This is a genomic window from Arenimonas soli, assembly GCF_014643775.1.
GTDB lineage: Bacteria > Pseudomonadota > Gammaproteobacteria > Xanthomonadales > Xanthomonadaceae > Arenimonas > Arenimonas soli.
Genome location: NZ_BMKC01000001.1, coordinates 207,033 through 228,834 on the forward strand (window position 1 = coordinate 207,033; position 21,802 = coordinate 228,834).

The 21,802-nt window shown below is 70.3% G+C and carries 17 protein-coding genes; 11 read left to right on the forward strand and 6 right to left on the reverse strand.

Features of this window, described 5'->3' with window-relative positions; translation table 11 throughout:
* Window positions 1-2: 2 nt before the first annotated feature.
* Window positions 3-818, reverse strand: a complete 816-nt coding sequence (locus IEX13_RS00950) for a S1/P1 nuclease (RefSeq protein ID WP_188660117.1) — start codon at window positions 816-818, stop codon at window positions 3-5.
* Window positions 819-865: 47 nt separating this feature from the next.
* A complete protein-coding gene (locus IEX13_RS00955) occupies window positions 866-1,486 on the reverse strand; it encodes an OmpW/AlkL family protein (protein WP_188660121.1) in 621 nt (206 codons plus the stop codon).
* A 186-nt stretch (window positions 1,487-1,672) separates the two neighbouring features.
* Between IEX13_RS00955 and gap the strand changes: the two genes are divergently transcribed.
* The gene (gap, locus tag IEX13_RS00960; RefSeq protein ID WP_188660123.1) at window positions 1,673-2,686 is read left to right on the forward strand and encodes a type I glyceraldehyde-3-phosphate dehydrogenase; all 1,014 of its coding nucleotides are present in this window, start codon (window positions 1,673-1,675) and stop codon (window positions 2,684-2,686) included.
* 68 nt (window positions 2,687-2,754) lie between these two features.
* Here the strand turns inward: gap and IEX13_RS00965 are convergent, their stop codons facing one another.
* Window positions 2,755-3,726, reverse strand: a complete 972-nt coding sequence (locus IEX13_RS00965; RefSeq protein WP_188660126.1) for an L-threonylcarbamoyladenylate synthase — start codon at window positions 3,724-3,726, stop codon at window positions 2,755-2,757.
* Window positions 3,723-4,280, reverse strand: a complete 558-nt coding sequence (locus tag IEX13_RS00970; protein WP_188660129.1) for a GNAT family N-acetyltransferase — start codon at window positions 4,278-4,280, stop codon at window positions 3,723-3,725. Before IEX13_RS00970 ends, IEX13_RS00965 begins: the two co-directional genes overlap by 4 nt.
* Window positions 4,281-4,370: 90 nt before the next feature.
* Between IEX13_RS00970 and IEX13_RS00975 the strand changes: the two genes are divergently transcribed.
* The 10 genes from IEX13_RS00975 (at window position 4,371) to IEX13_RS01020 (ending at window position 19,880) form a co-directional block, all read left to right on the forward strand.
* Window positions 4,371-5,546, forward strand: coding sequence for a phosphoglycerate kinase (locus tag IEX13_RS00975; RefSeq protein ID WP_188660132.1), 1,176 nt, complete (start codon window positions 4,371-4,373; stop codon window positions 5,544-5,546).
* Window positions 5,547-5,592: 46 nt separating this feature from the next.
* Window positions 5,593-7,626 carry a DUF3857 domain-containing transglutaminase family protein gene (locus IEX13_RS00980; RefSeq protein WP_188660136.1) on the forward strand — a complete coding sequence of 678 codons (2,034 nt, stop codon included), beginning with the start codon at window positions 5,593-5,595 and terminating at the stop codon, window positions 7,624-7,626.
* Window positions 7,626-9,869: a tetratricopeptide repeat protein gene (locus IEX13_RS00985; protein ID WP_188660137.1), complete on the forward strand. Its 2,244-nt coding sequence runs from the start codon at window positions 7,626-7,628 to the stop codon at window positions 9,867-9,869. The genes IEX13_RS00980 and IEX13_RS00985 overlap by 1 nt, the downstream gene beginning before the upstream one ends.
* Window positions 9,866-11,332: a pyruvate kinase gene (gene pyk / locus IEX13_RS00990; protein WP_188660140.1), complete on the forward strand. Its 1,467-nt coding sequence runs from the start codon at window positions 9,866-9,868 to the stop codon at window positions 11,330-11,332. The genes IEX13_RS00985 and pyk overlap by 4 nt, the downstream gene beginning before the upstream one ends.
* Before the next feature lie 55 nt (window positions 11,333-11,387).
* Window positions 11,388-12,395 carry a class I fructose-bisphosphate aldolase gene (locus IEX13_RS00995; RefSeq protein WP_188660144.1) on the forward strand — a complete coding sequence of 336 codons (1,008 nt, stop codon included), beginning with the start codon at window positions 11,388-11,390 and terminating at the stop codon, window positions 12,393-12,395.
* A gap of 161 nt (window positions 12,396-12,556) precedes the next feature.
* A complete protein-coding gene (locus IEX13_RS01000) occupies window positions 12,557-13,606 on the forward strand; it encodes an efflux RND transporter periplasmic adaptor subunit (RefSeq protein ID WP_188660147.1) in 1,050 nt (349 codons plus the stop codon).
* Window positions 13,603-16,725, forward strand: a complete 3,123-nt coding sequence (locus IEX13_RS01005; protein WP_188660149.1) for an efflux RND transporter permease subunit — start codon at window positions 13,603-13,605, stop codon at window positions 16,723-16,725. Before IEX13_RS01000 ends, IEX13_RS01005 begins: the two co-directional genes overlap by 4 nt.
* Window positions 16,726-16,772: 47 nt before the next feature.
* Entirely contained in the window at window positions 16,773-17,687 is a 915-nt protein-coding gene (locus IEX13_RS01010) for a TrmH family RNA methyltransferase (RefSeq protein WP_188660152.1), read from the forward strand.
* 37 nt (window positions 17,688-17,724) lie between these two features.
* Entirely contained in the window at window positions 17,725-18,969 is a 1,245-nt protein-coding gene (locus IEX13_RS01015; RefSeq protein WP_188660154.1) for a M61 metallopeptidase family protein, read from the forward strand.
* Window positions 18,969-19,880, forward strand: coding sequence for a class I SAM-dependent methyltransferase (locus IEX13_RS01020; protein ID WP_188660157.1), 912 nt, complete (start codon window positions 18,969-18,971; stop codon window positions 19,878-19,880). Before IEX13_RS01015 ends, IEX13_RS01020 begins: the two co-directional genes overlap by 1 nt.
* Window positions 19,881-19,902: 22 nt before the next feature.
* Here IEX13_RS01020 and IEX13_RS01025 read toward each other — a convergent pair whose 3' ends face one another.
* Window positions 19,903-21,315: a M28 family peptidase gene (locus tag IEX13_RS01025; protein ID WP_188660160.1), complete on the reverse strand. Its 1,413-nt coding sequence runs from the start codon at window positions 21,313-21,315 to the stop codon at window positions 19,903-19,905.
* A gap of 61 nt (window positions 21,316-21,376) precedes the next feature.
* A complete protein-coding gene (gene mscL, locus IEX13_RS01030) occupies window positions 21,377-21,793 on the reverse strand; it encodes a large-conductance mechanosensitive channel protein MscL (protein WP_229668409.1) in 417 nt (138 codons plus the stop codon).
* Window positions 21,794-21,802: the final 9 nt, after the last annotated feature.

Here is a 21,802-nt window from a genome sequence, read left to right on the forward strand (position 1 = left end):
GATCAGGGCACCAGCGTTTTTTCCAGCAGCGCCGCCAGGCGCGCCCCGGCCAGCCGCAGGCGCGCTTCGGCGACGGGGCGATGCTGGTCGAGGTAGGCGTCGGTGATCCTGCGGCCGGGCGGGTACAGGCTTTCGGCCTTGATCAGCCGGCAGGACTCCAGGGTCCAGGCCTGCGCGGGGTTGTCGAGGCCGGCGGCGGGATCGGAAGGCAGCGCCAAGGTTTGCAGATGGTCGGCATAGTCCGCGGTGTCCATGCCGGCGCCCTGCACGATCCAGTAGTCCCAGACGCCGTGCAGGTTGGTGCCTTCGCCTTCGGGAGAACCCTTGCCGGTGTAGTTGAGCTGGTGCCTGTTGCCGCCGCGGTCGTGCGGGTAACCCGCGTGCATGGGCTGGTGTGCATCCCCGACGAAGTGGACCAGGAACTTCAGCGCGTCGATGCGTTCCTGGCGCGGCCGGGAAGCGTCGCCCAGCACGCTGGCCTGGGCATTGATCGCGCCGATCACGCATTCGCCGTCCGGGCAGTCGCGGGCGGCGTCGTAGTCGCAGTCATCGCCCGGGATGTTGACGTAGTGCCAGCGCTGGCTGAGCTTGCCGAGTTCGGATTCGGCGGCGCGGATTTCGTCGGCCCAGGTCGAGACACCGGCCAGGCTGGGGTTCGGCTCGTCGGCCAGCAGGTCCTGCACCTGGGCAAGGGCGGCGGGCGAGAGTTCGCGTTCGGCCAGTTCGCCCACCAGCTGGTGGCCCTGCCGGCTCCAGGCCAGGGCAGGGGGCGCGGCCAGCGCCAGCGCCAGCGCGAGGGTGATCAGGGTCGGCTTCATGGCCGCGGACTTTACGCCAGCGGCCATGAATCTGCCCGTCACGGCCTTCAGAAGGCCCAGACGAAGGCCGCGCCGTAAACCATCGGGTCGATGTTGACGGTGCCCACGCGGGTGCCGTTCACCTTCACGGTGGTGTCGATGTCCAGGTAGCGGGCATCCACGCGCAGCCACTTGCCGGTGCCGATGGCGAAATCCACGCCGGCGTGCGCGGCCAGGCCCCAGGAAGGCCTCAGCGACAGGTCGGTGCCGGCCAGCGGGCCGGTGGTTTCTTCATCGAAGAAGCGGGTGTAGTTCACGCCGGCGCCCACGAACGGAGTGACGATCGAGTCGTTCCGGAAGTGGTACTGCAGGGTGAAGGTCGGCGGCAGGTGCTTGGTCGAGCCGGCCTTGACGCCGTTGAGCTCGATGTCGTGCTCGAAGGGCAGGGAGGCCAGAACCTCCAGGCCCCAGTTCGGGCTGAAGAAGTATTCGGCGGTGATGGTCGGGCGCCAGTCGTCGCCGACGTCGGCCGCCAGCGCGCCGCCGGCCAGGGCGCCGTTGTTGGATTTCGGGGCCACGACGTGGGCGCCGACGGAAACGGTCCAGTCGCCGGCCTGCTGGGCCAGGGCCGGGGCGGAGAACGCCAGGGCCAGGGCAAGGGCGATCGGGGTGCTGTGGGAAAGTCGCATGGTCTAGCTCCAGTGGGGAATCAACTGGCGCCAGTTTCCTCCCCGGGGGCACCGGGGACCTTGAGGGAAGTCAAAGCAGGGCCCGGGCCGCCGGGTTTTCCCCGGGTTTGGGCCGGGACGGCCGTGCTTGGTAGAATCCGGGGTTTACACCCACCTTTCGCCGGCCGGGCCGGTCCAGGAGAAACCATGTCCATCAAGGTCGCCATCAACGGCTACGGCCGCATCGGTCGCAACATCCTGCGGGCGCTGTACGAAGCCAACCGCACCAACGAAATCACCATCGTGGCGATCAACGACCTGGGCGACGCCGAAACCAATGCCCACCTGACCCAGTACGACACCGCCCACGGCAAGTTCCCGGGCACGGTGACGGTGGAAGGCGGCGACCTGGTGGTCAACGGCGACCGCATCAAGGTCTGCGCCGAACGCGACCCGGCCAAGCTGCCCTGGGGCGAGCTGGGCGTGGACGTGGTGCTCGAGTGCACCGGCCTGTTCACGTCGAAGGCGAAGGCTTCGGCGCACATCACCGCCGGCGCCAAGAAGGTCATCATTTCGGCCCCGGGCGACAAGGACGTGGACAACACCATCGTCTTCGGCGTCAACGAGGGCGCGCTCAAGGCCAGCGACACGGTCATTTCCAATGCCTCGTGCACCACCAACTGCCTGGCGCCGCTGGCGATGGTGCTGCACGAGAAGATCGGCATGGTGCACGGCCTGATGACCACCATCCATGCCTACACCAACGACCAGGTCCTCACCGACGTCTTCCACAAGGACCTGCGCCGCGCCCGTTCGGCCACCCAGAGCCAGATCCCGACCAAGACCGGCGCCGCCGCCGCGGTCGGCCTGGTGCTGCCGGAACTCAACGGCAAGCTCACGGGCTTCTCGATGCGCGTGCCGACCATCAATGTCTCGGTCGTCGACCTGTCGTTCGTGGCCGCGCGCGAGACCAGCAAGGAAGAAATCGATTCGGTCCTCAAGGCCGCTTCGGAAGGTCCGCTCAAGGGCATCCTGGGCTTCAACACCAAGCCGCTGGTGTCGATCGACTTCAACCACAACCCGCACAGCTCGGTCTACGACAGCACCCTGACCCAGGTCATGGGCGGCACGCTGGTGAAGGTGTGCTCGTGGTACGACAACGAGTGGGGCTTCTCCAACCGCATGCTCGACACCACCCTGGCCCTGATGGCCGCCAAGTAACCGGCAACCAGAAAATGGGGTCAGAGAACATTGGCGTTTCAAACGCCAATGTTCTCTGACCCCATTTTTTATGTCGGGTCCCCGGCGTAGCCGCCGGCGCCGGCGGCGCTGCGGCGCAGGCGGTCGTGGATGGCCAGCCAGGCGTCGCCTTCCGGCGGCCGTTCGGCCAGCAGCAGGTTGGCGCCGCGGCCGTCGAGTTCGCGCAGGGCGGCGTAGAGGTCGTGGGCGTAGCTCGCCGGCTCGGCCGCCAGCGCCAGGCCGGGGACACCGCCGGGCAGTTCGCCCAAGGCCAGTACCTGCACCGCCTTGCCCAGGGCCTGTTGCTCGGATGCTTCCCTTGCCAGCGCCGCGCGCGGCAGCAAAAGCAGCGGCGTGCGCGGCGCGTAGTGGGCTTCGAGCATGCCCGAGGCGCGCGGACTGGCTGCGGTCGCGCCTTCATGCACCGGGCCGATGACCGCCTCGATGGCGTCGCGGCCCAGCATGCCCGGGCGCAGGATGCGCGGCGTTTCGCCGGTGAAATCGACAATGGTGCTTTCGATGCCGATCGTGCAGTCGCCACCGTCAAGCACTTCCGGTACGGCGTCGCCGAACTCGGCGCGCACATGCGCGGCCGTGGTCGGGCTGACGTGGCCGAAGCGGTTGGCCGACGGCGCCGCCAGGCCGCCGCCGAACTCGCGCAGCAGGGCCAGGGCCACCGGATGGTCGGGGCAGCGCAGGCCGACGGTGTCCTGGCCGCCGGTCACCTCGTCGGGCACCCGGGCCTGCTTGCGCAGCACCAGGGTCAGCGGGCCGGGCCAGAAGGCCGCGGCCAGCTGCCGGGCCGCCGCGGGAATGTCGCTCGCCCAATGATCCAGCGCCTCGACGCCGCCCACGTGCACGATCAGCGGATGGTCGGCCGGCCTGCCCTTGAGGGCGAAGATGCGGCGCACGGCCGCGGGGTTGCCGGCGTCCGCAGCCAGGCCGTACACGGTTTCGGTGGGCAGGCCGATGGCTTCGCCCCGGCGCAGGGCGGCCAGCGCGGCTTGCAGGGCCTGGTTCATGCCGTCCTCCGGTAGTCGTCGCGCAGCAGGCCATAGATCCAGGAATCGGCGAATTCACCGCCGACCCGCCAGCGATGGCGCAGCAGGCCCTCGCGGTGGAAGCCGAAGTGTTCGAGCAGGCGCCAGGACGGCCCGTTGCGTGGGTCCACGTCGGCTTCCACGCGCTCGAGGTCCAGCGGCCCGAAGGCATGGGCCAGCGCCAGGCCCACGCCCTCGCGCGCCAGGCCCTGGCCCTGCCGGGACGGCAGCAGCGAATAACCCAGCTCGGCCCGGCGATTGGGGCCGCTGAGCGAAAAAAGGCTGACCGTACCCACGAACGCATCGTCGTCGCGGCCCGCCAGCGCCCAGCCGAAGGTGGCCGGCGGCTTCCAGCCCATGCGCTCGTCCAGCCAGGCCTCGGCCTGGGCCAGGTCGGTCCAGGGCGCGAAGCTCCAGTAGCGGCAGACTTCGGGGTCGGCGTAGAGTGTGAACAGCGCCGCGGCGTCCGTGCGGCGCAGCGGCCGCAGGCGGACCCGCTGGCCTTCGATCACGGGCAGGTCGGTGCAATCATCCATGCCGGCATTGTCCCACGCGGTCCCGGTGTTTGCCGGCACCGGCCGGCGCGGGGGAAAATGGCCGCTTCCCCCGTATCCGGAGCCATCCCCATGTCCATCCTCCGCATGGCCGACCTCGACCTGGCCGGCAAGCGCGTGCTGATCCGCGAGGACCTCAACGTGCCGGTCAAGGACGGCCGCATCACCTCCGAACAGCGCATCACCGCCGCCCTGCCGACGATGAAGCTGGCGCTGGAGAAGGGCGCTGCGGTGATGGTCACCTCGCACCTGGGCCGCCCGAAGGAAGGCGTGTGGACGCAGGAGGATTCGCTGGCCCCGGTCGCCGCCCGCCTGGGCGAACTGCTGGGCCGCGAGGTCCCGCTGGTGAAGGACTGGACCGACGGCGTGCAGGTCGAACCCGGCCAGCTGGTGCTGCTGGAAAACTGTCGCATGAACGTCGGCGAGAAGGCCGACGACGAAGCGCTGTCGAAAAAGTACGCCGCGCTGTGCGACGTCTACGTCATGGATGCTTTCGGTACCGCCCACCGCGCCCAGGCCTCCACCCACGGCGCCATCCGCTTCGCCAAGGTCGCCTGCGGCGGCCCGCTGCTGATGGCCGAGCTCGACGCCCTGGCCAAGGCCCTGCTGGCGCCGGCGCGACCGCTGGTGGCGATCGTCGCCGGCTCCAAGGTCAGCACCAAGCTCGAACTGCTCGGCGCCCTGGTGTCGAAGGTGGACCAGCTGATCGTCGGTGGCGGCATCGCCAACACCTTCATCGCCGCGGTGGGCCACCCGGTCGGCAAGTCGCTGTGCGAAGCCGACCTGCTCGACACCGCGCGCCAGATCATGGCCGATGCCAAGGCCCGCGGCGCCGACATCCCGGTGCCGACCGACGTGGTGGTGGCGCCGGCCTTCGCCGCCGACGCGCCGGCGACGGTGAAGCCGGTGGCCGAGGTCGGCCCGGACGACATGATCCTGGACATCGGCCCGGACACCGCCGCGCGCTACGCCGCCATGATCGCCAGGGCCGGCAGCGTCATCTGGAACGGCCCGGTCGGCGTGTTCGAGTTCGACGCCTTCGGCAAGGGCACCGAAGTCCTGGCCCACGCCATCGCCGATTCGGACGCTTTTTCGATCGCCGGCGGCGGCGACACCCTGGCGGCGGTGGACAAGTACGGCGTTGAAGCCGGCATCAGTTACATTTCGACTGGCGGCGGCGCCTTCCTCGAGTTCTGCGAGGGCAAGGAGCTGCCGGCGGTGGCGGCGCTAAAGGCCCGCGCGGGCTGATCCCGCGGGGCACGGTGCCGCCGTTCGAAGCCCTGAGGAGCCGTGGATGCGCGCACTGTTGATTGCCCTGTTGCTGCTGGCTTCCGCGCCGGCGTGGTCCACGCAAGGGTCCGGGACGACCGAACACCAACGCGGTGAATTCCGGTTCCATACCGGGCCGGCCCCCGGATTCGTGCAGGCGCGCGACGTGCCGGAGGCCTGGCCCGATGCGCCCGACGAGGAGCCCTGGCGGACCTGGCTGGTCGACCACCAGGTCGACCTGCGCGACGGCCGCTACGCCCTTTACGAAGACCTGGCCTACCAGCCGCTGTCCACCGAACTGGTCGGGGAGGCGGCGCGGCTGGACGTGAACTTCAGCCCGGACTTCCAGCGCCTGGTGCTGCACCGGGTGGCGCTGCGGCGCGACGGCCGCTGGCTCGACCGCCTCGACCCCGCGAAGGTTTCCCTGGTGCGCCGCGAGAAGCGCTTCGAACAGGACCTGGCCGACGGCACCATCGCCGCGCTGCTGGTGCTCGAGGACGTGCAGGTCGGCGACGTGGTCCGGGTCACCTACACCGTGGAAGGCAGCAATCCGGTCATGGCGGGCAGCCTGGCGGAAGGATTCACGCTGGCCTGGAACGCGCCGAGCCTGGTGCGGGCCGGCCGGGCGGTGTTTGACCGCGACGCCGAGGTCGCCCTGCGCTGGCGGGGCGAGCCGCGCCCGCTCAAGCGTGGGCGCGACGGCGGCTCGCAGGTCGTCTCCTTCGAGTACCGCAACATCCCGGCGGTCCTCAACCCGGGCGACATCCCGTCCTGGTTCAATCCCTACCCGCGCCTGCAGCTTGCCCGGGAACGGTCCTGGGCAGACGTGGTGGCATGGGCCCTGCCGCTGTACCCGAACAGCCCCGCGCTGCCTGCCGAGCTGGAGCAGCGGCTGGCGGCCTGGCAGTCGCTGCCGCCGCTGGCGCGCGCCGGGGCCGCGCTGCAGCTGATGCAGGAGGACGTGCGCTACTTCGGCATCGAGATGGGCGACAACACCCACCGTCCCCAGCCGCCGGACGTGGTCTGGGCGCGACGCTACGGCGACTGCAAGGACAAGACCTACCTGCTGGTGCAGATGCTCAGGCGGATGGGCCTGGAGGCGGAGCCGGCCCTGGTGTCGACCCGGCTGGGCCGTGCGCTGGCGGACGAGCTGCCGGCCGCCTCGGCCTTCAACCACGTGATCGTGCGCCTTCGCCACGAGGGCAAGTCCTACTGGCTCGACCCCACCCTGACCGGCCAGCGCGGCGACATCGGCGGCCGCGATCTTCACGACTACGGCCTGGCCCTGCCGGTCGTGGCCGGCGCCGACGCGCTGGTGCCGGTGCAGGCGCCCGAGGGCGTGCGCAATGAAGTGGTCGTGGTCGAACACTTCGTGCCCGACCAGGACGGCAAGGCCGTGGAACTGCGCGTGCAAACCACCTACCGCGGCGACCGGGCCGACGACGTGCGCCGTAGCCTGCAGGCCCGCCGCCCCGAACAGGTGGCCCGCAACTCCATCGACTATCACCGCAAGCGCTTCGGCGAGCTCACCGTGGTCGACCCGTTGTCGGTGACCGAAGACGAGGCGGAGAACATCCTGGTCGTGCACGAGCGCTACCGCCTCGAGGACCCGCTTGAGCCCAGCGGCCGTACCCGCACGCTCGCCGCCTACGCCGAGGGACTCACCAGCGGGACGTCCCTGCCCGACCGGGTCGAGCGCGACGCGCCCATCGGCCTTCCGCGGCCGGCCACGCTGCGCCACGAGATCCTGGTGGACCTGCCGGAGGGCTGGGTGCTGGAAAACCTGCCCGGGAAGAAGGCCATCCAGGGTGGCCCGACGTCGTACACGCGGCAGCTGGACCTGGACAATCGCCGCGCCCGCCTGGTGCACGAACTGCAGCTCGCCAGCGACCACGTGCCTGCCGGCCAGGCGTCCGAGTACGTGCGCGGGCTGCGCGAAATGCGCGAGGCCATGGGCCTGAAGCTGCAGCTTGGCGCGCCGACCGAACTACGCGACAGTAACCGCGACCGCAGGCTCAAGGCCTTGCTGCGGGGCGCCCTCGAAGACAAGGAAGAATGATGACGATCCGGCGCTGCCTGCTGCTTCCGCTCCTGCTGCTCCTGCCTGCCGCGGCCGCCGGCGCAGACGCCGGCCTGGACGCCGAATGGCGTCGCTTCCTGGCCGAAGCGGTGGACACCGAGGTCTATCCGCATTTCGAAACGGTGACCGACTTCCCCCTGCATGGCCAGGTCGAGCCGCAGGCCTGCCGCGACCGGGCGGACGACATTGCCGCGGCGGTCGCGGCCGTGCCCGTCAGCGCGTCCGTCCACTACCTGGCTTACCAGTGCGCGCAGGCCACGGGCGACGAGGCGGCGGCCGAACATCACCTGGCCCGCTTCGGAAGCATCGCCCGGCACACGCTCGACGCGGCGCCGCCCTGGGGGGACTGGGGGGCGCGGCCGATGCGGGTGGTCGCCGGCCGGGACATCTACACGATCCTGCAGGCGATGGGCCTGGAGCTGCACAGCGAAGTGATGTACGTGCGCCCGCTGCTGCGGTTCCTGCGCATCCGCGTGGTGGCCTGGGATCCGGAGGCCGGCATCGAGCGCCACCTGGACTTCGACTTCGCCGACACCGTCGTCCAGATCGACCGGGACCTTTCGCGGCCGGTTTATCCCCACCATCGCGACCAGTACGTGAGCAGCCTGATCACGATGCTGGCCAACGGCAACTCGCTGGCGGCCAACGACGTCATCACCACCCGCGAGGCCAAGGCCTTGTCCGACCCGGCCGAACGCGTGGCACGGCTGCGCCCGATGGCGGCGCGCGGCGGATTCCATTCCACCCTGTTCTGGTTCGAAACCTGCCGGACATCACCTTTCGAGGGGTGTGCCGAAGGTCTCCTGGACGCGCTGCTGCCGCATGTCGAGGAGGGTCACGCACTGCCGACGATAAAACTCGCCCTGGCCTACGAGCTGGGTTTCGGCGTCGGGAAGGACATGACGGCGGCGATGGCCCTGCTCGACAAGGCCAATGCCAGGATGGGAGGCCAGGGCCACGCGGTCGTGGACTACGTGCGCATCCGGGCCGGTGTCCTGGACAGCTGGGAAATCCCGGCGCCCGTGCAGCAGCGGCTGGACGCGGCGCAGGCCGCCGGCCACCCGTTGCCGGCCGTGCTGGCGGCGATCTCCCACTACGCGGGCGGCGCGGAGAGGCTTGAGCCGGCGCATCTGCAGGCCCTGGAGGCATCGGCGGCGAAAGGCAGCGTGACCGCCATGGGCCTGCTGGCGACCCACCACCACTACGGCGAGGACGACGCCCTGGCCGTGACCTGGCTCGAGCGCGCCGCCCAGGCCGGCGACACCGACGCCCAGGCCCTGCTCGGCGACCGCTACGCCAACGGCAGGGGCCTGCCGACCGACATGGCGAAAGCCGAACACTGGTGGCTGCAGTCCGGCGAAGGCGGCGACGACGACGTGCTGCGCCTGCTGGGCTACCGCGCCGAGGCCCGCGAAGACTGGGTCGAAGCCCTGGAGTGGTTCCGCGCAGGGGCCCTGTGGAACGACACGATGGCCGCGGCCGAGCTGGGCCGCCTTTATCTCGAAGGCCACGAAGGACTGGACGACGGCCCGGAGCGGGGGCTGTCCATCCTGCGCCAGCAGTCGGACGAAGCCGACAACCCCGACGCGCGGCGCATGCTGGCCGGCTTGCTGGCCAAAGGCGAAGGCGTCGAGAAGGACGCGGTCGAAGCCAGGCGCCTGCTCGAGGTCGACGCGGAAAAGGGCGACACCGAATCCCAGGTGCAACTGGGCATGGCCTGGCTGGAGGGCGATTTGGGCAGCTTCGATCGCGCCCAGGGCGTTCGCTGGCTGCAGCGCGCCCGCAAGGACGGCCATGCCGATGCCGGTGACATCCTGGCGACCTGGTACTACTACCAGGACCCGCGCGGCCCGGAAGCCAAGCGCGAGGCGCTGGCGCTTTGGCGCGAGATCCTCGACGCGCCCGGCGAGTGGGGCCTGAACAATTTCGCCTGGGTCCTGTGCACCGCGCCCGACGACACGCTGCGCGACCCCGTCGAAGGCCTGGCCGTCGCCCGGCGCCTGGGCGACCCGGGGTCGCTTCCGCCCGGACAGGTGGACACCATCGCCGCCTGCGAGGCGGCCAACGGCAACTTCGAGGCCGCCGTGGCGCTCCAGCAGCAGGCGGTGACCGCCGCCGAGGCCGAGGACGGCGATGAAAACGCGGAGATGCGCGGACGCCTGGCCGACTTCCGCGCCGGCAAGCCCTACCTCGAGCTGGAAGAAGAAGGCGACACGCCGTGAGTCCCGTGCTTCGCCGCACCAAGATCCTCGCCACCCTGGGTCCGGCCACCGACGCCCCGGGCGTGCTTGCCGGCCTGGTGCGAGCCGGCGTCAACGTGGTGCGCCTGAACTTCTCCCACGGCACGCCCGAACAGCACGCCGCGCGGGTGGCCGCGGTGCGCAAGGAAGCGGCGGAACAAGGCCGCGAGGTCGGCATCCTGGCCGACCTGCAGGGCCCGAAGATCCGCATCGAAAAATTCGCCGGCGGCAAGGTGTCGCTGGTGGCCGGCGATGAATTCAGCCTGCTGTGCCGCGCCGACGCACCGCCGGGTGACGCCAGCCAGGTCGGCGTGAGCTACCTGGGCCTGGTCGATGACGTCGCGGCCGGCGACACCCTGTTGCTCGACGACGGCCTGATGGCCGTCGAAGTGCTGGCGATCGAAGGCGACCGCATCCGCACCCGCGTGCTCACCGACGGCACGCTGTCGGATCGCAAGGGGCTCAACCGCCTGGGCGGTGGCCTGTCGCTGGGCGCGCTCACCGACCAGGACAAGCAGCACATCACCATCGCCGCCGGGCTGGGCGTGGACTTCCTGGCCGTGTCCTTCTGCCGCTCGGCCGCCGACATGGACGAGGCCCGCGCCCTGGCCCTGGCGGCCGGTTCCGACGCCTTCATGGTCGCCAAGATCGAACGCGCCGAGGCGATCGACAACCTGGTCGAGATCACCCGCGCCTCGGACGTGGTGATGGTGGCGCGCGGCGACCTGGGCGTGGAGATCGGCGATGCCGAGCTGCCCGGCCTGCAGAAGAAGATCATCCGCACCGCGCTCGAGCTCAACCGCACCGTCATCACCGCGACCCAGATGCTGCAGTCCATGGTGGACAACCCGATCCCCACCCGGGCCGAAGTGCTGGACGTGGCCAACTCGGTCATCGATGGCACCGATGCGGTCATGCTCAGCGCCGAAACCGCCTCGGGCAGCTACCCGGTGAAGGCCGTCGAGGCGATGACCCGCATCTGCCTGGGCGCCGAACGCCAGTTCGACCACGACACCGACTTCGAAAAGGCGCCGCGCGGCCTGCAGCGTGCCGACCAGGCCATCGCCATGGCCAGCATGTTCCTGGCCGAACACATCGACGTGCGCGCCATCGTCGCGCTCACCGAATCCGGCGGCACGGCCCGCTTCCTGTCCCGATTCCGGTCCAAGGTGCCGATCTACGGCCTGTCGCGCCACGACGGCGCCCGCCGGCGCATGGCCCTGGTGCGCGACGTCTTCCCGGTCAACTTCGACAGCGCCGGCCTGGGCACCCGCGAGGCCGCCCGGGGCGCCCTGCGGCACCTGTTCGACCTGGGCCTGCTGGCCGAGGGCGACCGCGTCATCATCACCAGCGGCGACCACATGGAACTGCACGGCGCCACCAATACACTGCGCCTGCTCAAGGTGGGCCCGGGCGGGGCCGCCGAGGGCCTGGGCGAGCTCTGAGCCCGGTCAAAATCCGGGTATAATCAGCGGCTTTCCACCAACCCGGATTCCTGTCATGAGTATCGACCAGCTCGCCGAAACCGCCCAGGCCATGGTGGCCCCGGGCAAGGGCATCATCGCCATCGATGAGTCCACCGCCACCATCAAGAAGCGTTTCGACGGCGTCGGCATCGAGTGCACGGAAGAAAACCGCCGCGCCTACCGCGAGATGCTGCTCACCACGCCCAAGCTGGGCGACTACATCTCCGGCGCCATCCTGTACGACGAGACCCTGCGCCAGTCCACCAAGGCCGGCGTGCCCTTCACCAAGGTCATGATGGACGCCGGCATCCTGCCGGGCATCAAGGTGGACATGGGTGCCAAGCCGCTGGCCGGCTTCCCGGGCGAACTGGTCACCGAAGGCCTGGACGGCCTGCGCGACCGCCTGAAGGAATACGGCAGGCTGGGTGCGCGTTTCGCCAAGTGGCGCGCCGTCATCACCATCGGCGAAGACATGCCCTCGGGCACCTGCATCGACGCCAACTGCCACGCGCTGGCCCGCTACGCCGCGCTGTGCCAGGAAGCCGGCATCGTGCCGATGGTCGAGCCCGAGGTGCTGATGGACGGCGACCACGACATCGACACCTGCTACGAAATCACCGAGGTCACCTTGCGCTCGCTGTTCGGCGCGCTTTACGAGCACAACATCCTGCTCGAAGGCACCATCCTCAAGGCCAGCATGGTCGTGTCGGGCAAGGACTGCCCGGAACAGGCCGGCATCGAGGAAGTCGCCGAGCTGACCCTGCGCTGCCTGAAGTCGGCGGTGCCGGCGACCCTGCCGGGCATCGTCTTCCTGTCGGGCGGCCAGAGCGACGAGCACGCCACCGCCCACCTCAACGCCATGAACCAGATGGGCGCCAAGCCCTGGCCGCTGAGCTTCAGCTATGGCCGCGCCATGCAGTCGGCCGCGCTCAAGCTGTGGTCCAAGGACATGGCCGGCAACGTCAAGTCCGCCCAGGACACCGTCTTCGCCCGTGCCCGCGACAACGGCCTGGCCGCGATGGGGCAGTGGAAGAAGGGCTGATCCTTCCCGCTGGCGGCGACCTCCGGGTCGCCTGCTCCCGATGTCGTGTAAACGCCGGCCCCGTGCCGGCGTTTACGTTTCCGGCATCATCGCGCCGCCTGCACGCGGGGCTGGCGCCGCGACCGTACAATCCAGCCTTCACCCAAGGACACCGCCCCGCCATGAGGTTTGGCCGCTCTTTCCTGCGCACCCTTTTTGTTTCCCTGCCGCTGCTGGTCCTGCTGGCCGCCTGCGGCAAGCAGGAGCAGGGCGGGCGCGCCCCGGCGCCGGCCACCGTGACCACGATGGTGGTGCAGGCCAAACCCTGGCGCGACACCATCCAGGCCCTGGGCACCGCGCGCGCCAACGAATCGCTGATGGTCACCGCCAAGGTGACCGAAACCGTGGTGCGGGTGAACTTCGAGGACGGTGACCTGGTCGAGGCCGGCGATGTGCTGGTGGACCTGTCGGGCCGCGTCGAACTTGCCGGGCTGGCCGAGGCGGCGGCTTCCTACCGGGAGGCGCAGCAGCAGTTCCAGCGCCAGCAGCAGCTGGCCGCCCAGAAGCTGATCCCCGCCGGCCAGCTCGACGCCCAGCGCGCCACCATGGAAGCCACGCGTGCCCGGCTCGACGCCACCCGCGCCCGCCTGGCCGACCGGGTCATCACCGCGCCCTTCGCCGGCGTGCTGGGTTTCCGCCAGGTCAGCCCCGGCACCCTGGTGACGCCGGGCACCACGATCGCCAGCCTCGACGACGTGTCGGTGATCAAGCTCGACTTTTCGGTGCCCGAAGCCTTCCTTTCGGCGCTGGTGCCGGGACAGGCGATCCGCGCCACCAGCGTCGCCTACCCGGGCCAGGACTTCACCGGCGAAGTGGCCACGATCGATTCGCGGGTGGACCCGGTCTCGCGCGCGGTGACGGTGCGCGCCAACCTGCCCAACCCCGACCGCCTGCTGCGGCCGGGCATGCTGCTCACCGTCGAGGTCTTCCAGCCCGAACGGCAGGCGCTGGTGGTGCCCGAGATCGCCGTCATCCAGGTCTCGCGCACGGCCCACGTGTTCCGGGTCCGCGAGGACAACACCGTCGAACAGGTGGACGTGACGCTTGGCCAGCGCCGCCGCGGCGAGGTCGAAGTGCTCGACGGCCTGTCGGCCGGCGACCGCATCGTCGTTGACGGCACCGTCAAGCTGCGCAACGGCAGCGCGATCACCGACGTGGCCGCGGCGCCATGATCCTTTCCGACATCTCGATCAGGCGGCCGGTCTTCGCGACCGTGATGAGCCTGCTGCTGGTGGTGCTGGGCCTGATCGCCTTCACCCGCCTGACCCTGCGCGAGCTGCCCAACATCGACCCGCCGATCGTTTCGGTGGAGGTGGGCTATCCGGGCGCATCGGCGGCGGTGGTCGAGACCCGCATCACCCAGATCCTGGAAGACGCCGTGTCGGGCATCGAGGGCATCGAGACCATCGAGTCGCGCAGCCGCAACGGCGAGGCCGACGTCACCCTGGAGTTTTCGCTCAACCGCGACATCGAGGCCGCCGCCAACGACGTGCGCGACGCCATCAGCCGGGTCGGCGACCGCCTGCCGCCCGAAGCCGACCCGCCGGAAATCGAGAAGGTCGAGGCCGACGCCGACGTCATCCTGTGGCTGAACATGAACTCCGAGAAGCTCGACACGCTCGAGCTCAGCGACTACGCCGAACGCTACGTGGTCGACCGGCTGTCGAGCATCGACGGCGTCGCCCAGGTGCGCGTGGGCGGCCGCCAGCGTTATTCGATGCGCATCTGGCTCGACCGCGAGGCGCTGGCCGCGCGCGGCCTGACCGTCAACGATGTCGAAAGCGCGCTGCGCCGTGAAAACGTCGAGCTTCCCGCCGGCAGCATCGAATCGCAGGACCGCGACTTCACCCTGCGCGTGATGCGCGGCTACGAAGAGCCCCAGGACTTCGCCAGGCTCACCCTGGCCAAGGGCGAGGACGGCTACCTGGTGCGCCTGGGCGACGTCGCCAGGGTCGAGCGCGCCTCGTCCGAGCGCCGCGCCTATTTCCGCGGCAACGGCCAGCCCAACGTCGGCCTGGGCGTCATCAAGACTTCCACCGCCAACAGCCTCGACGTGGCCCGCGAGGTCAAGGCGGCGCTGCCGGCCATCCAGGACACGCTGCCCGAAGGCACCGACATCTTCGTCGCCTTCGACAGCACCATCTTCATCGACGCCGCGGTGAACCGCGTCTATTGGACGCTGTTCGAGGCGATCGCGCTGGTGCTGGTGGTGATCTACCTGTTCCTGGGCAGCGTGCGCGCGGCCATCATTCCGGCGGTCACGGTGCCGGTGTGCCTGGTGGCGGCCTTCATCGCGCTGTGGGCCTTCGGGTTCTCGATCAACCTGCTGACCCTGCTGGCCCTGGTGCTGTGCATCGGGCTGGTGGTGGACGACGCCATCGTGGTGCTGGAAAACGTGCAGCGCCGCGCCGACCTGGGCGAACCGCCGCTGGTGGCGGCGCGCCGGGGCACCCAGCAGGTGGCCTTCGCCGTCATCGCCACCACGGCGGTGCTGGCGGCGGTGTTCCTGCCGATCGGTTTCATGGAAGGCAACACCGGCCGCCTGTTCCGCGAACTGTCGGTGGCGCTGGCCGGCGCGGTGATCATTTCAGCCTTCGTGGCGCTGACGCTGACGCCGATGATGTGCTCGCTGCTGGTGCGACCGCATTCCAAACCCAGGGGCCTGAACCGCTGGATCCAGGGCCACCTGGACGACCTGGGCCGGACCTACCGGCGCGCGGTCGAACGCACGGTCGGCAAGCCGCTGCTGTTCGGGGTGGCGCTGCTGGGCACCCTGGGCCTTTCGGCTTTCCTGGTGCAGGTGATCCCGGCGGAGCTGTCGCCGCCTGAAGACCGCGGCGCGTTTTTCGTCAGCGTTTCGGGCCCCGAGGGCGCGGGCTACGACTACACGGTTAAACAGATGCAGGGCCTGGAAGAAATCCTGTTCAAGTACACGGGTGAAGGCCAGCCGATCGACCGCGTGAACACCGCCGTGCCCGGCGGCTGGGGCGCGGGCGGCACCATGCACACCGGCCGCGCGATCGTGCTGCTCAAGCCCTGGGACGAGCGCGACGTTGAAACCAGCGCGCTGGTCGAGCAGGTGCGCGGTGAACTGGCCCAACTGCCCGGCGTCGTCGCCCGTCCCCAGGTGCGCACCGGCCTGGTGCGCAGCGGCGGTCAGCCGCTGCAGGTGGTGCTGGGCGGCCCGGACTACGTGGAACTGGCCGAGTGGCGTGACCGCATGCTGGCGCGCATGGAACAGAACCCGGGCCTGTACGGCGCCGATTCGGACTACAAGGAAACCCAGCCGCAGCTGCGCGTCGAGATCGACCGCGCCCGCGCCGCCGACCTGGGCGTGTCGGTGCAGGAAATCGGCCGCACGCTGGAAACCATGATGGGTTCGCGCCGGGTCACCACCTACGTGGAGGACGGCGAAGAATACGACGTCATCCTGCAGGCCCGGCGCGAGGACCGGGCCTCGCCGGCCGACCTGGACAATCTTTACGTTCGCTCGAGCCGCAGCGGCGAACTGGTGCCGCTGTCGAACCTGGTCAGCCTGACCGAGCTGGCCGAGCCGGGCGAGTTCAACCGCTTCAACCGCCTGCGCGCGATCAGCCTGTCCGCCGGTCTGGCCCCGGGCTACACCCTGGGCGAAGCCCTGGACTGGGTGCGCAAGACCGCCGACGAAGAGCTGCCCGAACGCGCCCAGCTCGACTACAAGGGCGAATCGCGCGAATACCAGCGCGCCGGCGGCGCGGTCATCTTCACCTTTGCCATGGCGCTGCTGGTGGTCTACCTGGTGCTGGCCGCGCAGTTCGAAAGTTTCCTGCACCCGGTGGTGATCATGCTGACCGTGCCGCTGGCGGTGCTGGGCGCGCTGCTGGGGCTGTGGGTCTTCGGCAGCTCGCTGAACCTGTTCAGCCAGATCGGCATCGTCATGCTGGTCGGCCTGGCGGCCAAGAATGGCATCCTGATCGTCGAGTTCGCCAACCAGCTGCGCGACGACGGCCTGGCCGTGCGCGAGGCCATCGTCGAAGCGGCGGCGGTGCGCATGCGGCCGATCCTGATGACCTCGATCGCCACGATGATGGGCGCCGTGCCCCTGGTCGCCTTCGGCGGCCCGGGTTCGGCCAGTCGCGCGACCATCGGCATCGTCATCATCTCGGGCGTGGCGTTCTCGACCCTGCTGTCGCTGTTCGTGGTGCCGGCCTTCTACGCCCTGCTGGCTCCGCACACGCGTTCGCCGGAAGCGGTGGCGCGCAGGCTGGAGGAACTGGAGCGGGAAACCCCGCCGGTCGGCGGCCACGCCTGAGTCCGCCCGGACGGCCCTTGCCCCGGGCCGTCCGTTAGACTGGCGCCATGAACGACAACCGACCCCCGGGCGGCAGCGGTCCCTACCGCGGCCCGCCGAGCCAGCGGCGCGACAAGCGCGAACGCCAGCGTGACCGCGAAGCGACCCCGTCGGCGCCATCGGGCGCGCGCCCGTCCGCGCCACGCCCGGCGCCGCGCCCCGAGTCCGCCGAGCCGGCCACTCCCCGCGGCCCGCGCGAACAGCGCCTGTACGGCCTCAATGCCTGCCTGGCCATGTTCGCCCGCCGTCCGGGCGACCTGCGCAAGGTCTGGCTGCTCGAATCTCGCATCCCGAAACTCAAGGACGTGCTGGCGCATTGCGTGAAGCACCGCATCGGCTACACCGTGGTCGGCGACGACGACCTGCAGAAGCTGGCGGCCAGCAGCCACCACGAAGGCGTGGTCTTCGGCGCCATGCCCGCACCGGAGTTGTCGCTGTCGGGCTGGCTGCGCGAACTGCCGCCCGGTCCGCAGGTGGCGCTGTGGCTCGACGGCGTCGGCAACCCGCACAACCTGGGCGCCATCCTGCGCTCGGCGGCGCATTTCGGCGTCGCCGGCCTGCTGCTGCCCAAGGATTCCCCGCTGGCGCTGTCCGGGGCCGCCGCGCGCGTGGCCGAAGGTGGCGCCGAAGTCGTGCCGCTGGTGCGGCTGGGACGCGCAGACAACAGCCTGGCCCAGCTCACCTCGGCGGGCTTCGTCGCCGCCGCCACCGTGGTCCGCGGCGGGGAAGCCTTGCATGCCGCCGCCCTGCCGCAGCGCCTGCTGCTGGTGATGGGCGCCGAACAAAGCGGCGTCGACCCCTTGCTTGCGGATGCGGCGGCCCTGCGGCTGGCCATCCCGGGAACCGGCGCGGTGGAAAGCCTCAACGTGGCGTCGGCGACCAGCGTGTTCCTGGCCGAATGGTGGCGCCAGCAGCGGGCATGAACCGGGAATTCAGTCCGGCGACGGCATAATCGGGGGAATGAACATCTCAAACCGTCACCCCAACCTGCTGCGCGGCCTGGCGCTGGTCCTGCTGTTGCTTCCGGCGCTGGCCCTGGCCGAACGCACCGAATACGGCGTGGACTACCTGGTGCGCTTCCTGCCCGACAAGGGCCAGGCTGACGTCAGCATCCGGCTTACCCCGGGCACCGGCGAAGTCCGGCGCCTGCGCCTGCGCATGCCGGAAGACCGCTACTCCAACGTGCGTGGCGACGGCGAGGTCACGCGCAAGGGCGACCTGGTGACCTGGGTGCCGCCGCGCGGCGAGCCGGCCCGGCTGCGCTTCCTGCACACGGTCAACCACAAGCGCCGCAACGACGGCTACGACGCCCGCATGACCGTCGACTGGGTCATCCTGCGCGGCGACGACCTGGTGCCGCCGGCGACGGTACTGGCGACCAAGGGCGCCGATTCACGCGCCCGCCTTCGTTTCCAGCTGCCCAAGGGCTGGTCCAACGTGGACACCCCCTTCAAGCTCAGCCGCGACCGCAAGTCCTACGTGGTGGTCAATCCCGAGCGCAGCTTCGACCGCCCGACCGGCTGGATCATCGCCGGTGATGTCGGCACCCGGCGCGAACAGTTCGAGAACATCGAGATAAGCGTCGCCGGCCCCAAGGGCGACGAGGTCCGGCGCAACGACATGCTGGCCTTCTTCAACGTATTGGTGCCGGAGTTCGAAAGCCTGTACGGCAAGCTGCCGATCAAGGTGCTGATCGTCAGCGCCGGCGACCCGATGTGGCGGGGCGGGTTGTCGGGGCCGCGGTCCCTGTTCCTGCACGCCGACCGCCCGCTCATCAGCGAAAACGGCACCAGCACCCTGGTGCACGAACTCAGCCACGTCTTCACCCGCCTGCGCGGCGCCGACGGCGACGACTGGATCACCGAAGCGGTGGCCGAGTACTACTCGATCGAACTGATGCGCCGCGCCGGCCTGCTCAGCCAGGCGCGCGCGGACAAGGCCCAGGACTGGCTGGCCCGCCACGGCAAGGACGTCGGCTCGCTGACCTCGAACCGCTCCCATGGCCCGCGCACCGCCCGGGGCGTGGCGCTGCTGCGCGAACTCGACGCCGAGATCCGCAAGGCCACCGCCGGCAAGCGCAGCCTCGACGACGTGGTCCGCAAGCTGCTGGTGCTGCGCGAAGTGTCGCGCGAAGACCTGCGCGAGCAGGCCGCAATCGTGATGGGACGCCCCTCGCGGGTGCTCCAGTCGCCGTTGCTCGACTGATGCGCGGCTGGCTGCGGAGAAAGCTGCGGGCGCCGGCCTTGCCGGCCGCCGACGGCGTGTCCGCCCCGCCGCAGGCCGACGCGTACTCGGGCCGGGACAAGTGGCAGGCGATGGCGGGCAGCGCCCGCGCCCGGGCGCAGCAGCAGATCGCTGGCCAGGTGGGCGCCGCCGCCGGGGTCGATGGCTGGTCCGGCTGGTGCGGGTTGTGCCGCGTGCCCGTGGCGTTTTCGCTGCCGTCCGCGGCCTCGGGCCAGGCACCGAACCTGCGCGAGGAAATGTCCTGCCCGCGCTGCCGGCTGATCGCCCGCAACCGTGCCGCCTTCGCCCTGCTCATTGACGGACTCGACCTGGACAAGTCGCGGGTGTACCTGACCGAACAGGCGTCCGTGGCCTACTTGTGGCTGCAGGCGCAGTGTCCGGGCCTGGTCGGCAGCGAATACGGACTGGACGCAGTCAAACGCGCGCATCTGCAGTCCTGGTACGCCAGCATGGGCGGGCGGGGCGAACTGGCGGAGCGGGACGTGACCCGGCTCGACCTTGAAGACGCCAGCCTCGACGTCATCGGCAGCTTCGACGTCCTCGAGCACGTGCCCGACTACCCGGCGGCGCTGCGTGAATTCGCGCGCTGCCTGCGCCCCGGCGGCAGGCTGGTGCTGACCGTGCCCTTCATCGACTCCGCCGCCGACAGCGTGCTGCGCGCCCGCGTTCGCGACGACGGCAGCATCGAACACCTGCTGCCGCCGGAGATCCACGGCGACCCGGTGTCGGGCGGCGTGCTGTGTTTCCACCACTTCGGCTGGGACCTGCTGTCGGCCTGCCAGGCCGCCGGCTTCCGGCGTGCGCAGTGGGTGCGGACCTGGTCGCCGCGCGAGGGCCTGTTCGGGCTGTGGACCCTGGTCGCCCGCCGCTGACCGCGGCAGGCGGGGCCCGGCCTCAGTCGTCCGCCTTGACCGGCAGGGTGCCGAAGTCGACGTCGGATTCAGCCGCCAGGTAGGCCAGCACCGCGTACGCCGCGACCTGCTGGTCGAGTGCACGCGGGTCGATCTTGTCCAGGGTGTCGTTGGCGGTGTGGTGGTAGTCGAAATAATCGATGCCGTCCTGGGCCAGCTGCGCCCAGGGCGCGCCCTTGGCGACGATGGGGCCGACGTCGGGTCCCGGGCCGCCGCCGCTGCGTTCGGTGGCGATGCCCAGCGGCGCCAGCACCTGGCCGATCTGCTCGATCACCGGCCAGGCGGCCGGGTCGACGCCGGCGCGCAGCGCATACACCCGGCCGGCGCCGAAGTCGCTTTCGGCGCCCAGCTGGTGCGCGCCGATCTCGCCGGCGGCGGCGCGCGCCTCGGCGTAGGCCTTGCCGCCGTACAGGCCCTGTTCTTCGTTGGCGTAGGCGATCACGCGCACGGTGCGGCGCGGGGCGCGCTCGAGCTGGCCGATCAGGGCGCCGGCGGCGAAGGTGATGCCGATGCCGGCGCCGTCGTCGATGGCGCCGGTGCCCAGGTCCCAGGAATCGAGGTGGCCGCCGATGGTGACGACTTCGTCGGGCAGGTCGCGGCCGCGGATCTCGCCGATGACGTTGTGCGAGGTGTAGTCGGCGACCGTCTCGGCGCCGATGTCCAGGCGCAGGCGCACCGGCTTGCCGCGCGCGACCATGTGTTCGATCAGGTCGGCGTCGGGATTGGACAGTGCGGCGGCCGGGATGCGCGGCACGTCGGCGACGTAGCGCATGGTGCCGGTATGGGCGAAACGATCGCTGCTGGTGCCGATCGAGCGGATCAGGATGGCGATGGCGCCCTTGCGCGCCGCCTCGACGGCACCGTTGCTGCGCGCGCCGACGGCGGGGCCGTAGCCGCGGCCGTCCTTGAATCGCACCATGCGGTTGGTGATGACCGCGATCTTGCCCTCGAGGCTGCCCTCGGGCGCCGCCTTGAGCGCGTCGAGGCTGGCGAAGGCCACGATCTCGGCTTCGATCGGCGCCCCGCCGGTGCCGACGCTGCCGCCCAGGGCCGTCACCACCAGCGGCTGCGGATACGGCGCCAGCACTTCGGCGCGTTCGTGCTGGCGCAGCCAGACCGGGAAGGTCACGGGCTCGAGATACACCTTGTCGAAGCCCATCGCCTGCATCTTCGCCTTCGCCCACTGCACCGCCTTGGCGTCCGCCGGCGTGCCGGCCAGGCGCGGGCCGACTTCGGTGGTCAGGGACTCGACCACGTTCCAGGCCTCGCTGCCGCGCATCGCCCGCTCGCGCAGCGCCTCGGCCGCGGCGATGTCGCCGGCGTCCAGGCCGGTGGTGGCGAAGGCCGGCGCGGCGGCCAGCAGGGACAGGGCAAGCAGGGTGCGGACGGGATGCATTCGGTGTCTCCGGCAAGGCGACGCCGGCCCGGGGGCCGGCGTCGGCGTGTATCGTTCGCGATCAGCGCGACTTGAGGCTGTCGCGGATCTCGGTGAGCAGCTTCACTTCCTCGCTGGGCGCCGGCGGCGGCTCGGGCGAGGCCGCCTCCTTGCGCTTGAGCGAGTTCATCACCTTCACGGCCACGAAGATGGCCAGGGCGATGATGACGAAGTCCACCACGGTCTGGATGAAGGCGCCGTATTTGACCAGCACGGCCGGGATCTCGGTGCCGGCGGCGTCCACGGTGGCGGCCTTGAGTTCGATGGCCAGGTCGCCGAAATCAACCCCGCCGATGGCGTAACCCAAGGCTGGCATCACGATGTCGTTGACCAGCGAAGTGACGATCTTGCCGAATGCGGCGCCGATGACCACGCCGACAGCGAGGTCGACGACGTTGCCGCGCAGCGCAAATTCCTTGAATTCCTTGGCCATTCCCATGTGGCGACT